This is a genomic window from Hymenobacter antarcticus (genome assembly GCF_039539545.1).
GTDB classification, from domain to species: domain Bacteria; phylum Bacteroidota; class Bacteroidia; order Cytophagales; family Hymenobacteraceae; genus Hymenobacter; species Hymenobacter antarcticus.
Genome location: NZ_BAABDI010000009.1, coordinates 1 through 15,267, shown reverse-complemented (window position 1 = coordinate 15,267; position 15,267 = coordinate 1). Strand labels below are relative to the sequence as shown.

The following is a 15,267-nucleotide window of genomic DNA, read 5'->3' as shown; positions in this document are numbered from 1 at the left end:
GCAACCCCGGTGGGCGGTTCCCACCGGCGGGAAACCAGTCTTCATCTTTTCGCCCCGCCTCCTTATGAAACCAACCCTCACTGTCCTGCCGCGGGTTTGCCGCCGCTTAATGTTCCTGGTCCCGCTGCTGCTGCTGGCCGCGGGCGGACCGCTGGCCCCGGCATTTGCTCAGGTCACTCCCACGCTCACCGGCCCGGGTCCCGCGCGCAACCAGCCCAAGGCGCCCGCCACGGTCAGCCCGGCCTTTGGCTCCGACCGCTTTATGAGCGGCGCGCCGGCTACGCCGGGCAGCGGGAAGGTCTTGAGCCCGCCGCGCGGCGGGCGGATGCAGAACGGAATGGAGGGCACGACAACTTCACCAGCTACTCCGCTGGGGGGCTTTCGAGTGGTGGAACCAGGCGATGGCGGCGGCGGCGGCGGCGGCGGCGGCGGCGGCACATTTATCTTTCTCGCCAGCCTCTCGCCCACGAGCGGACCGGTGGGCACGAGCGTGACGCTGACGGGCACGGGCTTCACCGGGGCCACGGGCGTGAGCTTCAACGGTACGGCGGCCGGCACCTTTGCCGTGACGAGCGCCACTACGGCCACGGCCACCGTGCCGGCGGGCGCTACCACGGGCAACGTGACCATCACCACGCCCGGCGGCACGTCCGGCGGGGTGGCCTTCACGGTTACGGTGCCGCCGCTGGCCATCACCAGCCGGGCGCCCGTGCGCAACCTGCGCAACGCGGCGGCCGCTGCCCCCGTGGCCGTGACCTTTGACCAGCCGATGCAGAACACGGCCGCCACCCAGCAGGCGGTGCGCGTGTTCAGCCAGCAGCGGGGCGGGCGGCTGTTTGGCACCCAGGGCGGGGCAGCCAGCGTGAGCGGCAACACCATCACCTTCACCCCAACGAATAACTTCCGGCCCGGCGAGACGCTGCTGGTGACCACCACCACCGCCGCCACGGCCACGGCCATCGGCGGCGGGGGCACTCTGGCCCGCGGGCAGGTGCACCAGTTCACGGTGGCCACCGGCGGCCCGGGTATTGGTAATTTTGTGGCCCCGGCCACCAACGCCAACCCCGCCGTGGGCGCTGCCCCGTTCAGCGTGGCGCTCGGTGACGTGGACGGCGACGGTGACCTGGACCTGCTCACGGCCAACTTTAACGCCGCCACGGTGAGCGTGCGGCTCAACGACGGCACGGGCAACTTCACGGCCCCGGCCACCAACCCCGACCCCGCCGTGGGCGCTGGCCCGCTCAGCGTGGCGGTGGGCGACGTGGACGGCGACGGCGACCTGGACCTGCTCACGGCCAACTTTAACGCCGCCACGGTGAGCGTGCGGCTCAACGACGGCGCGGGCAACTTCACGGCCCCGGCCACCAACCCCGACCCCGCCGTGGGCGCTGGCCCGTTCAGCGTGGCGGTGGGCGACGTGGACGGCGACGGGGACCTGGACCTGCTCACGGCCAACATCAACGGTAACACGGTGAGCGTGCGGCTCAACGACGGCACGGGCAACTTCACGGCCCCGGCCACCAACGCCAACCCCGCCGTGGGCACTGACCCGCGCAGCGTGGCGGTGGGCGACGTGGACGGCGACGGCGACCTGGACCTGCTCACGGCCAACGTCGGCAGCAACACGGTGAGCGTGCGGCTCAACGACGGGACGGGCAACTTCACGGCCCCGGCCACCAACGCCAACCCCGCCGTGGGCGCTAACCCGGCCAGCGTGGCGGTGGGCGACGTGGACGGCGACGGCGACCTGGACCTGCTCACGGCCAACGCTGGCAGCGGCAATGTGAGCGTGCGGCTTAACGACGGCACGGGCAACTTCACGGCCCCGGCCACCAACCCCGACCCCGCCGTGGGCAGTGGCCCGTTCAGCGTGGCGGTGGGCGACGTGGACGGCGACGGCGACCTGGACCTGCTCACGGCCAACTTCAGCGGCAACACAGTGAGCGTGCGGCTCAACGACGGCACGGGCAACTTCACGGCCCCGGCCACCAACGCCAACCCCGCCGTGGGCAGCTTCCCGTACAGCGTGGCGGTGGGCGACGTGGACGGCGACGGCGACCTGGACTTGCTCACGGCCAACAACGGCGCCAACACGGTGAGCGTGCGGCTCAACCAGGCAGCCGCGCCGGGGCTCACGAGCCTTTCGCCCAGCAGCGGTCCGGCGGGCACGAGCATCACGCTGACGGGCACCAATTTCACCGGGGCCACGGGCGTGAGCTTCAACGGCACGGCCGCCGGCGCCTTCTCGGTGACGAATGCCACTACGGCCACGGCCACCGTACCGGCGGGGGCCACCAACGGCAACGTAACCATTACCGCGCCGGCCGGCACCAGCAACGGGGTGGCCTTCACGGTTACGGTGCCGGCGCCGCTGACCATCGTCAGCCGGGCGCCCGTGCCCAACCTGCGCAACGCGGCGGCCGCCACCAGCGTGGCCGTGACCTTTTCGCAACCGATGCAGAACACGGCCGCCACCCAGCAGGCGGTGCGCGTGTTCAGCCAGCAGCGGGGCGGGCGGCTGTTTGGCAGCCAGGGCGGGGCGGCCAGCGTGAGCGGCAGCACCGTCACCTTTAACCCGGCCACTAACTTCCGGCCCGGCGAGACGCTGCTGGTGACCACCACGGCCGCCGCCACGGCCACCGGCGGGGCCACCCTGGCCCGCGGGCAGGTGCACCAGTTCACGGCGGCCACCGGCGGCCCGGGTATTGGTAATTTTGTGGCCCCGGCCACCAACGCCAACCCCGCCGTGGGCGCTGCCCCGTTCAGCGTGGCGCTCGGTGACGTGGACGGCGACGGTGACCTGGACCTGCTCACGGCCAACTTTAACGCCGCCACGGTGAGCGTGCGGCTCAACGACGGCACGGGCAACTTCACGGCCCCGGCCACCAACCCCGACCCCGCCGTGGGCGCTGGCCCGCTCAGCGTGGCGGTGGGCGACGTGGACGGCGACGGCGACCTGGACCTGCTCACGGCCAACTTTAACGCCGCCACGGTGAGCGTGCGGCTCAACGACGGCGCGGGCAACTTCACGGCCCCGGCCACCAACCCCGACCCCGCCGTGGGCGCTGGCCCGTTCAGCGTGGCGGTGGGCGACGTGGACGGCGACGGGGACCTGGACCTGCTCACGGCCAACATCAACGGTAACACGGTGAGCGTGCGGCTCAACGACGGCACGGGCAACTTCACGGCCCCGGCCACCAACGCCAACCCCGCCGTGGGCACTGACCCGCGCAGCGTGGCGGTGGGCGACGTGGACGGCGACGGCGACCTGGACCTGCTCACGGCCAACGTCGGCAGCAACACGGTGAGCGTGCGGCTCAACGACGGGACGGGCAACTTCACGGCCCCGGCCACCAACGCCAACCCCGCCGTGGGCGCTAACCCGGCCAGCGTGGCGGTGGGCGACGTGGACGGCGACGGCGACCTGGACCTGCTCACGGCCAACGCTGGCAGCGGCAATGTGAGCGTGCGGCTTAACGACGGCACGGGCAACTTCACGGCCCCGGCCACCAACCCCGACCCCGCCGTGGGCAGTGGCCCGTTCATCGTGGCGGTGGGCGACGTGGACGGCGACGGCGACCTGGACCTGCTCACGGCCAACTTCAGCGGCAACACAGTGAGCGTGCGGCTCAACGACGGCACGGGCAACTTCACGGCCCCGGCCACCAACGCCAACCCCGCCGTGGGCAGCTTCCCGTACAGCGTGGCGGTGGGCGACGTGGACGGCGACGGCGACCTGGACTTGCTCACGGCCAACAACGGCGCCAACACGGTGAGCGTGCGGCTCAACCAGGCAGCCGCGCCGGGGCTCACGAGCCTTTCGCCCAGCAGCGGTCCGGCGGGCACGAGCATCACGCTGACGGGCACGGGCTTCACCGGGGCTACGGGCGTCAGTTTCAACGGCACGGCCGCCGGCACCTTCTTGGTGACGAGCGCCACCACCGCCACGGCCGCCGTGCCGGCGGGCGCCACCAGCGGCAACGTGACCATTACCACGCCGGGCGGCACCAGCAACGGCATCTCCTTCACCGTAATACCACCGATAAGCATCACCAGCCTGTCGCCCGTGCGCAACCGGCGCAACGCGGCGGCCGCTGCCCCCGTGGCCGTGACGTTCAACCAGCCGATGCAGAACACGGCCGCCACCCGGCAGGCGGTGCGCGTGTTCAGCCAGCAGCGGGGCGGGCGGCTGTTTGGCACCCAGGGCGGGGCGGCCAGCGTGAGCGGCAACACCATCACCTTCACCCCGACGAATAGCTTCCGGCCCGGCGAGACACTGCTGGTGACCACCACCACCGCCGCCACGGCCACCAACGGCGCCACCCTGGCCCGCGGGCAGGTGCACCAGTTCACGGCGGCCACCGGCGGCCCGGGCCGGGGCAACTTCCTGGCCCCGACCGCCAACCCCGACCCCGCCGTGGGCACTAACCCGTTCAGCGTGGCGGTGGGCGACGTGGACGGCGACGGCGACCTGGACCTGCTCGTGGCCAACAACGGTGCCGGCACGGTGAGTGTGCGCCTCAACGACGGGACGGGCAACTTCACGGCCCCCGCCACCAACCCCGAGGTCGGCGTGGGCACTCTGGTGGCGAGCGTGGCTTTGGGCGACGTGGACGGCGACGGCGACCTGGACCTGCTCACGGCCAACGCCACCAGCAGCGGCACGGTGAGCGTACGGCTCAACGACGGCTTCGGCAACTTCACGGGCAGCAGCAACCCCGCCGTGGGCTCGTTCCCGCTTAGCGTGGCGCTGGGCGACGTGGACGGCGACGGCGACCTGGACCTGCTCACGGCCAACTCCAACGCCGCCACGGTGAGCGTGCGGCTTAACGACGGCTTCGGCAACTTCACGGGCGGTAGTAACCCCGCCGCGGGCAGCTTCCCAGAGAGCGTGACGGTGGGCGACGTGGACGGCGACGGCGACTTGGACCTGCTCACGGCCAATTTCGGCGGCAATACGGTGAGCGTGCGCCTCAACGACGGCACGGGCAACTTCACGGGCGGCTCCGACCCCGCCGTGGGCAATAGCCCGCAGAGCGTGGCGGTGGGCGACGTGGACGGCGACGGCGACCTGGACCTGCTCACGGCCAACAACGGTGCCGGCACGGTGAGCGTGCGCCTCAACGACAGCAGCGGCAACTTCAGCGGTGGCTCCGACCCCGCCGTGGGCGCTACCCCGGTCAGTGTGGCGCTGGGCGACGTGGACGGCGACGGCGACCTGGACCTGCTCACGGCCAACGCCAACGCCGCCACGGTGAGCGTGCGGCTCAACGACGGCATGGGCAACTTCACGGCCCCGGCCACCAACCCCAACCCCGCCGTGGGCAGCATCCCGTTTAGCGTGGCGCTGGGCGACGTGGACGGCGACGGCGACCTGGACTTCCTGACGGCCAACCGGGTCAGCAACACGGTGAGTGTGCGGCTCAACCAGTCATCCGCGCCGGTGCTCACGAGCCTTTCGCCCACCAGCGGCATCGTCGGCACGAGCATCACGCTCACGGGCACCAACTTCACCGGCGCCACGGGCGTGAGCTTCAACGGTACGGCGGCCATCACCTTCTCGGTAGCCACCGCTACTACCGCCACGGCCACCGTGCCGGCGGGCGCCACCAGCGGCCCGGTGACGATTACCACGCCCGGCGGCACCAGCAACGGGGTGGCCTTCACCGTGTGCGCGGCCCCGGTGGCCCTGGCCCGGGCCGCCACGGTGCAGCTCGATGCCAACGGCAACGTTACCATCACGGCGGCCACGGTGAATAACGGCTCCACCGCCAACTGCGGCTTCGCGACCGGCGGTGGGCTGAGCGTGTCGCCCAGCAGCTTTACCTGCGCCAACCGCGGGGCCAACCTCGTGACGCTGACCGTGACCGATGTCTTCGGCAATGTTGCGACGGCGACGGCGACCGTGACCGTGCAGGACAACATCCCGCCCACCATCACCGCGCCCGCCGCGATTACCACCGTGGTGGACCTGAACCAGACCACGGCGACCAATGTGGCCCTGGGTAGCCCAACGGCCGCGGACAACTGCTCGGGGGTAACGGTGACCAACAATGCCCCCGCGACCTTCCCGCTGGGGGCCACCACCGTGACGTGGACCGCGCAGGACGCGGCCGGCAACCCTAACACCGTCCTGGCCACCCAGCTCGTGGCCGTGACCAGGCGGCCGACCACGCTGACGAACCAAACGGCCGCCACGGTGCAGTATTCCGACCAGTTGGTGCTCACGGCCACGCTGGTGGACCAGCTGACGGGCAGCGCCCTGGCGGGCCAGTTGATTACGTTTCAAATTGCTGGCTCGCCCGTGGGCACGGGCATGACCAACGCCAGCGGGGTGGCCACGGTTACGTGGCCCGCGACCGGCGCGCCCCGGACCCTCATCAGCGCGGCTTCGTATGCCGGGAGTGCCGGCTACCTGGCCAGTACCAGCAGCCGGGCTTTCAACGTGACCCCGGAGGATGCGCGGGTGACGTACACCGGCGGGCTGTTTGCGGCCACCGCCAACACCTCCTCGGGCACGGCGGCGATTACGCTGAGCGCCACGGTGCGCGACATCTCGGCCCTGTCGCCGAACCCCAGTAGCCCGGACTTTGACCCGGCCTACGACGCCTTGGCCGGCGACGTGCGCAATGCCACCGTCACGTTTCTGATATACGACGACTTACTCGCCCCTCCCATCGCCACACTGACGGGGACCGTGGGGCTGGTACCGGGAGCTCCCGGCGACTTTCGCACGGGGACGGCCACGGCCGCGTGGCTGCCCAACATTGGGTCGAGTGATTCGAAACAGTACACCATCCGCATCCTCGTCGGGGGCTTTTATCTCCGCAATAGTGCGACGGACAACGCCATGGTGACCGTGTCGCGGCCCTACAACGACTTCGTCACCGGGGGCGGGTACGTGGTTACCACGCGCTCGGCCGGCCTGAAAGCCGGGGCACCTAACGCCCGGACCAATTTCGGCTTCAACATCAAGTACAACAAGAGCGGCACCAACCTGCAGGGGGCCGTGAACCTGCTGGTGCGCCACCAGGAGCCCGACGGGCTGCACGTGTACCAGGTGAAGGGCAACGCCATGCAGTCGCTGTCGGTGCAGCCCACGTCGGCCACCGTGGGGCAAGCCAATTTCACCGGCAAGGCCAACGTGCAGGACGTAACGAATCCGTTGGCGCCCGTGTCGTACGGGGGCAACTACCAGGTGCAGCTGAGCATGACCGACAACGGGAACCCGGGCTCGACCGACCGAATCGCCATCACCGTGTGGAACCCCGGCAGTACCCTGTGGTTTGCCAGCGACTGGACGGGCACCCAGAACGCGCAGCTGACGCTGGGCGGCGGCAACCTGGTAGTGCGCGGCGGGGCCTACAGCTCGCGCGGCAGCGGTGATAGCCCGGCCGGTCCCGCGGCCCCGCTGGCAATGGCGGAGGCCGCCCCCGGCCGGGCCCGCCTGGAGGTATATCCAAATCCGATGAGCGAGCGGGCCACCATCCGCTTCCAGGTTCCGACTACCGGCAGCACCCAGCTGCGGGTGTACAATGCCCTGGGCCAAATAGTGGCGACCCTGTTTGACCAGCAGGCCCAGGCGGGCCAGGCGTACGAAGTCGGCCTGGCCGGCACGGGCTTGGCCGAAGGGCTGTACACCTGCCGCCTGCAGCTGGGCGACCAGCAGTACACCCAGCGGGTGATGCTAATCAAGTAACTAACCCAAGTTGCGGACTAGCCGCAGCGCGACGACCGGGTTGTCGTAAAAAGCTGGGAAAATGGATAAAGCCGCGTAGCGGTGACGGAAATAGCGGGAAATCGGTCATCGCTACGCGGCTTTACCGCCCAGACGGGTGATTTTCTACAAACCGGTCGCCGCTACGCGGCTAGGGCGGGAGGACAATTAGCCAAAATTGTCTTTTACGGCGGTGGTGATGGATTTATTCAGCTGGCTTCGGCTTATGAAAGCCGTTTTACAGCGGAGTTTGAGGCAATGAAGCGGTAGAGATGCTTCGGCTGCGCTCAGCAGGACGGTTCTTCTTTTAATTGTCCTCATGCTCAGTCCGCAACTTGGGTTAACTAACTGCTGTTACGCCGCAGGTAACTGCAGCAGCTGGTGCTTCGGGCTGTTTCTGGTAGCTCGTTTCTGGTTTCTGGTTGAATTTGCGCCAAAAAACGGCTCAAAAACGGCCAACCAGCAATCGAGTGCGTAACATCGGTGACGACGGCTGGAGCTGGCGTAGTTCTACCGTCTGGGGACCGCGTTACAAAGGGGAGCGTTAAGAGGTAAAAGCCTGTCACGACAGGCTTTTACCTCTTAACGCTCCCCTTTGTAACTGTTTTCAAAATTGCGTGCCAACCGGCAATCCACCCTGAGCCGGGGCAGAGCTGTTAAGTTCTGCCTGAGCCGGGGTGAGGTATCCTCCTGCCAAAGAACGGACCACCGGGATTCAACCCCGGTAGCTGCCTCCGAGAAGGCGGCAGTGGCTACCGGGGTTGAATCCCGAGCAGTTCGCCGTGGCCATCTGCACCGTGAACGGGCAGCAGTTTGCGCTGGGCGAGAGCGACGTGCGCTTCTGCCTGCAATCGACGTGCAAGCCCATCAACTACACCCCGGCCCTGGAAGAGCTGGGCGAAAAGAAGGGGCACCAGCACATCGGCCGCGAACCGAGCGGGTACTCCTTCAACACCATCACCCTCAACGATAACGGCCTGCCCCACAACCCGCTCATCAACGCCGGGGCCATCAGGTGCTGCTCGCTCATCCGCCGGGAACGGCCCGCCGCCGACCGCTTCGACTACGTGCCCGATGCCGGGCAGCAGCTCAGCGGCGGCTCCCGGCCGGGCTTCAACAATGCGGTGTGCCTGTCGGAGCGCGAAACGGCCGACCGCAACAACTCGCTGGCTTATTTCATGCGCGAAAAGGGGGGCCTTCCCCAACAAGCGCGACAACCTGCCCCGGATTCTGGAATTCTACTTCCAGCGCTGCTCCATCGAGCGGACGACCCGCAAGCTGGCCACCACGGCCGCCACTGTAGCCAACGCCAGCGCGTGCCCCCTCACCGACGAGTGCAGCTTCCCACCCCAGACCGTGAAAACCGTGCTCTCGCTCGTGTATCTGCGCGGAGTGCATGATTTCTCCGGCGAGTTAGCCTTTCACTTTCAGGTGGGACTGCCGGCCAAGAGCGACGTGTCGGGCGGCATCTGGGTGGTGATTTCCAGTTTGATGGGCATCTGCATCCGCATCTGGTCGCCGCGCCTCGACCGCAACGGCAACTCGGGGCGCGGCATCGAGTTCTGCCGCCGCCTGATTGAGCGCTCCCTGTTCCACGTGTACGACAGCATCAGCGGCACCCAGAACAAGAAGGACCCGCGCCTGGCCAGGGACGAAGACCACGCCCGCGCCCGCAACATGCTCATGCTGGTAGCGGCGGCCGTGAACAGGGACCTGCTCAGCCTCCCGCGCCTCGAATGAACGTCCGGCCGACATAGCGGTGTTTAGATTCCGTATCTTTGCCCACTATCTGATTATTTCCTGAACCCCCGATGCTTGATAAACTAGAAGCCATCAGCCAGCGCTACGAAAACGTCAACGAAGAGCTGATGCAGCCCGACGTGATGTCGGACCTGAAGCGCTACAAGTCCCTCAACAAGGAATACAAGGAGCTGGGCAAGATTGTGACGCAGTACCGCAACTACCAGGGCGTGCTCAGCAACATCGAAAACGCCCGCGCAGTCATTGCCACCGAAAAGGACCAGGACTTCCGCGAAATGGCCAAGGCCGAGCTCGACGAGCTCCAGCCCGAGCAGGACCGCCTCGAAGACCTTATCAAAGACCTGCTGCTGCCCAAGGACCCCAACGACTCGAAAGACGTGATTATGGAAATCCGGGCCGGCGCGGGCGGCGACGAAGCCGCCATTTTTGCCGGCGACCTCCAGCGCATGTACATGCGCTTCGCTGAGAAGCAAAACTGGAAAATGGAGCTTATCGATGCCATGGAAGGCAGCGCCGGTGGCTACAAAGAAATCATTGTGGCCGTGCGCGGCGAGGACGTGTACGGCAAGCTCAAGTTTGAAAGCGGCGTGCACCGCGTGCAGCGCGTGCCGGCCACCGAAACCCAGGGCCGTATTCACACCAGCGTGGCGTCCATCGTGGTGATTCCCGAAGTGGAAGAATTTGACATCGAGCTGAACATGGGCGATATCCGCAAGGATTATTTCTGCTCCAGCGGCCCCGGCGGCCAGTCGGTAAACACCACGTATTCGGCCGTGCGCCTCACTCACTTGCCCTCCGGCCTCGTGGCCCAGTGCCAGGACCAGAAATCGCAGCTCAAGAACTTCGACAAGGCCTTGGCCGTGCTGCGCTCCCGCGTGTACGACATGGAGCTGGCCAAGAAGAACGAAGCCGACGGCCTGGTGCGTAAAAGCATGATTGGCGGCGGCGACCGTAGCGACAAAATCCGCACCTACAACTACCCCCAGGGACGGGTGACGGACCACCGCATCGGCTACACGGTATACAACCTGGCCAGCGTGATGGAGGGCAACGTGGACGACTTCGTGGAGCAGCTCCGCATTGCCGAAAGCGCCGAGCGCCTGCAGGAAGGCGTGACCAAGTAAGCGCAGAACGGACAACTCCCCTCCTTACTAAGGAGGGGATGTTCGCGCGAAGCGCGAACGGGGGTGGTTAGGGCGTTCGCGCCGTCAAGTAACTCCTGTTTCCCATACTTTTCACACTATCCGAGTCGTTCAACGCCACTACCACCCCAGCCAACGCTTCGCGTTGACGTCCCCTCCTTGGTAAGGAGGGGAGTTGTCGTCCAACTATGCGCCATCTCTTCCCGCTGTTCATCGTGCTGAGCTGCCTGCTCACCTTCCTGCCCGGCTGCGAGCCCAAGGAAGACCTGGTGCAAACGTCCGGCCGGCTGGAATTCGCCGCCGACACGGTGTTGTTCGATACCGTGTTTACCACCATCCAAACGGTGACCAAGCGGCTGTGGGTGTATAATCGCAACAGCGGGGCCGTGAAAACCGATGTGCGCCTGGCCGGCACCGCGGGCACCACGTATTCGCTCGTCATCAACGGCGATGCCGGGCCAGCGGCCAGCGGCATCACCATCCGAGGCAACGACAGCCTGCTGGTGCTGGTGCGGGCCGTGCTCGGCGATAACGGCCAGGCTACCATTGCCAGGAAATTCATCGTCGATGATGAGCTACGCTTCCTTACCAATGGCAACGACCAGAACGTGAAGCTGGTGGCCTACGGCCAGAACGCCTATTTCCACCGGGGCGACCGCATCACGGCCAACACCACCTGGCGCACCGACCGGCCGCATGTCATCTTCAATGCGCCGGCGGCGCGGGCGGGCGGCGCTATCAATGTGGGGGTATATGTATTGCCCGGTATCACCCTCACCGTTCCCAAGGGCGCGCGCATCTATTCTCACGCGGGAGCCATCATCCTCGTAGACGGCTCCCTGCGCGTGAACGACGACTTTCAGCCCCCCAGTGGCACTACCAATGATACGGTGAAGGCCAGCAACGCCAACATCGTGCGCTTTCAGGGCGACCGGCTGGAACCGGGTTATGCCAACATTCCGGGCCAGTGGGGCGGCATCTTTTTCACCGGCAGCAGCCGCAACAACAGCATTCGCTACGCCGAAATCAAGAATGCCACCTTCGGGGCCCTGCTCTACAACCCCGACGCCACTACGCCTCGCCCCAGCCTGGCGCTGAGCAATACGGTTATCCGTAATATCTCCGGGGCCAATATCTCCTTTGCCAACGCATCGGCCAGCAACGGCGGCGGCGTCATCAGCTACTCGGGCGACGTGACGGCCACCAACTGCCTGTTCACCAACTGCGGTGAGTACGCCATGATTGGCATTGGCGGGAATTACGCCCTCAATTTCTGCACCATCGCGAACTACACGCCGGCTTTCCGCCGCGAAACCTCGTCGCTCACCTTCACCAATATCGACGACAACAAGCCCACCACCAAGCTGCCCACCAGCGTCAGCATCCGCAATTCCATTGTGTGGGGCTCGTTTGAGGACGAGCTGTTCGTGAAGAACTTCGCCGACTACAGCCCAACTATCAACAACTCGCTGCTGCGCACCAAGGAATACGCCACCAATACCACGGTTATCGGCAGCACCGGGGCCAACCTCCTGAACGTAGACCCACTGTTCAAGCGGACCTCGCTCGTCAGCAGCAAGCCCGATTATACGCTTCAGGATGGCTCGCCCGCCACTACCCCACGGCGGGCACCCTTCGGCACCGTTCCCCCGCGCGATTTGCTGAATCTCATTCGCCCTGGTTCCGGAAATCTCCAACCCAGCCTGGGTGCCTACGAGCACAAGTAGCCCGTTGACCTACTCTACCTGCCCGGCAGCCGAGTAGCGCAGCGTATCAAAGAGCACCAGCTTCTGGGTTCCCACCACTTCGTAGTGCCGCAGCTGGCCGTTTTGCAGCTGAAACCGCAGCTGCTTATTGGTCGCAAACAGCGCGTTGCGCTGCACGATGGTAGCGGCTACTTCCTGCGCCACCGCCCCCTGCTGCACCACCATAAGGCGCGCCACCGGGGCATTGGGCTGGCCGGGCAGGCGGGTATAGGTGCGTCGTAGCAGGCCACCGGGCAGCACCACCGAGTCGACGGCGTAGGCCCCGCGCAGAGCCGCTTTATTGATGTCGGCCTGAAAAAAAACCTGGAGCTCATCGGCCCATTTCACGGCGGGTACGCGCACGGTTTCCGTCGCGTTATCGCGCAGGCTCACGCGCTTGGTCACGGCTGCTTTGCGCTGGGCCAGTTGTGCTATCTGTTGTGTAATCAGCCCTTTCACATCAAAATAGAGCGGGCTACGGGCCACCGGAGCGCCTGGAGCAGCATCGCCACAGCCAGCCAGCAACCCGGCTCCGGCCAGCAGCCAGGTGCGGTTTGGAAACAGCTCCCCCCACTTGACTCGGCCGCGCTTACGCATTCAGAATCGTGTTGGGGCGCAAGAGGCTCAGACCCGTCATTTCGGCGGGTTGGGGCACGCCCATCAGCTCCAGAATGGTCGGAGCGAGGTCGCCCAGCTTGCCATCGGCAATGCTGCCATAGTAGTCGTTATCGGCCAGAATGCAGGGCACCAGGTTGGTAGTGTGCGCGGTGTTGGGCGAGCCGTCGGCGTTGCGCATGAACTCGGCATTGCCGTGGTCGGCGATGATGATGCTGGCGTAGCCGGCGGCCAGGGCGGCCTCTACCACGGCGCGGGCGCAGGCATCGGTGGTTTCCACGGCCTTCACCACGGCATCGAACACGCCGGTGTGGCCCACCATATCAGGGTTGGCGAAGTTGAGGACAACAAAATCCGCCGACCTGGCCTGCAATTCCGGCACCAGGGCATCGCGCAGCTCGGCAGCGCTCATTTCGGGCTGCAGGTCGTAGGTCGCCACTTTGGGCGAGGCCCGCAGGATGCGCGTTTCGCCAACGAATTCCGTTTCGCGGCCACCCGAGAAAAAGAACGTGACGTGCGGGTACTTCTCCGTTTCGGCAATGCGAATCTGCGTCTTACCGTTGGCCGCCAATACCTCACCCAGGGTATTGTCGAGGTTATCCTTTTCAAAAATGGGCGTCACGCCCACAAACGTGTCATCGTAGTTCGTGAGGGTGAGGTAGTGCAGGTTGAGGCGCTGCATCTGGAAGGCGTGCATGTCCTGCTGGGTCAGCACTTCCGTGATTTCACGGCCGCGGTCGGTGCGGAAGTTGAAGCACAGCACCACGTCGCCCTCCTGAATGGTGGCCAGCGGCTGGCCATCGGCCCCGGTTTTCACGATGGGCTTCAGGAACTCATCGGTAACGCCCTCCTTGTATTGCTCCTGAATGGTCTGAATCAGGTTTTGCGAGTGCGCCCCGACGCCGTGCACCAGCACATCGTACGCTACTTTCACCCGCTCCCAGCGGCGGTCGCGGTCCATGGCATAGTAGCGGCCCACCACCGAGGCAATTTTGGCCCCGGTGCGCTCCACGTGCAGCTCCAGGTCGTTGATGAAGCGCACGCCGCTCTTGGGGTCGGTGTCGCGGCCATCGGTGAAGGCGTGCACGTACACGCGCCGCACCCCCGCCTCGTGGGCAATGGTGCAGAGGGCCTTCACATGGTCGATGTGCGAATGCACGCCGCCGTCGCTCAGCAGCCCCATCAGGTGCAGCGGCTTGTCGTTGGCAATGGCGTATTCGAAGGCTTTGGTGAGGGCGGGCATCTGGCCCAGCTTGCGCTCCCGAATGGACTTGCCAATGCGCACCAGCTCCTGGTTGACTACCCGGCCGGCCCCGATGTTCATATGGCCTACTTCCGAGTTGCCCATCTGGCCTTCGGGCAGCCCCACAGCCTCGCCCGATGCCTGCAATTTGCTGTGCGGAAACCGCTGCAACAGCTCGTGGTAGAACGGCGTATTGGCCGCATCCACCGCCGAAGCAGCCGTATTCGGGGCAATGCCCCACCCGTCCAGAATCACCAACAAAACCTGCTTACTCATGCCACAAAGATACGGCAGGGCCGCGCCATGAGTTGGAATTATCTACCTTCGCGGCTACTTTGGATTCCGCCATTTTCTCCTTTATTTATGGTCCCGGCGCTGGTCGGGCATACTTACTGGCACCATTTTCGCTTCAGTTTGGCCCGCGTATGACGCATTTACTACCCCAATAATGAAACGCTATTTTTTTAGGACGCTGTTTTTAGGTCTATTCCTACTCTTCGGGGCCGGGGCGGCGCACGCGCAGTCCGATAACCTGGCGGCCGTGCGTTTGGCTTTGCGCAACGGTTCTTCCCGTGAACTATCGCAATACCTGGCCCCTACGGTCGAGATTGGTTTCGACGGCGACAAGCAGAGCTACAACGCCACGCAGGCCGAAATCGTCATCAAAGACTTCTTCGCTAAGAATACGCCCAGCAGCTTCGAGTTCATCCATCAGGGCGAAAGCCGCGAGCACATTGCCTACGCCATTGGCCGCTACACCGGCCGCAACGGCCTATACCGCGTGTTTGTAAAGCTCAAACCTTCGCGCGGAGCCCCGGTGATTGACACCCTGGACTTCACGAAAGAATAATTTTCGTACTGCCTTTTTAAAGCTCCAATCCTAACGGGTTGGGGCTTTTTTTGTCCTTGTGTCGGGGCCGGAAATAGGTTGACAGCTTTCCCAAAAGATGTCATGAAAACTGAGTTTGAGCCGCGTGTGCGGCGTAGTCAGCGCGACTACAGTTTGCCCTTTAAATTGGCCGTGGTGGGTGAAGTCGGCCGCGG

7 protein-coding genes and 1 pseudogene are annotated in these 15,267 nt (G+C 65.6%); 6 read left to right on the top strand and 2 right to left on the bottom strand.

Annotated elements, in window-relative coordinates; translation table 11 throughout:
* The first annotated feature begins 64 nt into the window (after positions 1-64).
* The 5 genes and pseudogenes from ABD819_RS08290 (at position 65) to ABD819_RS08270 (ending at position 12,347) form a co-directional block, all read left to right on the top strand.
* Entirely contained in the window at positions 65-7,699 is a 7,635-nt protein-coding gene (locus tag ABD819_RS08290) for an FG-GAP-like repeat-containing protein (RefSeq protein ID WP_345122983.1), read from the top strand.
* A gap of 779 nt (positions 7,700-8,478) precedes the next feature.
* Positions 8,479-8,913, top strand: a pseudogene (locus ABD819_RS08285) (glutaminase); the annotation flags it as partial.
* Positions 8,837-9,457: a glutaminase gene (locus tag ABD819_RS08280; protein WP_345123225.1), complete on the top strand. Its 621-nt coding sequence runs from the start codon at positions 8,837-8,839 to the stop codon at positions 9,455-9,457. The pseudogene ABD819_RS08285 and the gene ABD819_RS08280, both read left to right, overlap by 77 nt.
* A gap of 71 nt (positions 9,458-9,528) precedes the next feature.
* On the top strand, positions 9,529-10,602 hold the full coding sequence (gene prfA / locus ABD819_RS08275; RefSeq protein WP_345122981.1) for a peptide chain release factor 1: 1,074 nt from the start codon (positions 9,529-9,531) through the stop codon (positions 10,600-10,602).
* Between the two features lie 206 nt (positions 10,603-10,808).
* On the top strand, positions 10,809-12,347 hold the full coding sequence (locus ABD819_RS08270; RefSeq protein WP_345122979.1) for a hypothetical protein: 1,539 nt from the start codon (positions 10,809-10,811) through the stop codon (positions 12,345-12,347).
* Between the two features lie 9 nt (positions 12,348-12,356).
* On the opposite strand, the gene ABD819_RS08265 is transcribed toward ABD819_RS08270, so the two are convergent.
* Entirely contained in the window at positions 12,357-12,962 is a 606-nt protein-coding gene (locus ABD819_RS08265; protein WP_345122977.1) for a hypothetical protein, read from the bottom strand.
* Positions 12,955-14,499: a 2,3-bisphosphoglycerate-independent phosphoglycerate mutase gene (gene gpmI / locus ABD819_RS08260; protein ID WP_345122975.1), complete on the bottom strand. Its 1,545-nt coding sequence runs from the start codon at positions 14,497-14,499 to the stop codon at positions 12,955-12,957. The genes ABD819_RS08265 and gpmI overlap by 8 nt, the downstream gene beginning before the upstream one ends.
* Positions 14,500-14,671: 172 nt before the next feature.
* On the opposite strand from gpmI, the gene ABD819_RS08255 reads away from it, so the two are divergent.
* The gene (locus tag ABD819_RS08255; protein WP_345122973.1) at positions 14,672-15,073 is read left to right on the top strand and encodes a DUF4783 domain-containing protein; all 402 of its coding nucleotides are present in this window, start codon (positions 14,672-14,674) and stop codon (positions 15,071-15,073) included.
* Positions 15,074-15,267 lie beyond the last annotated feature (194 nt).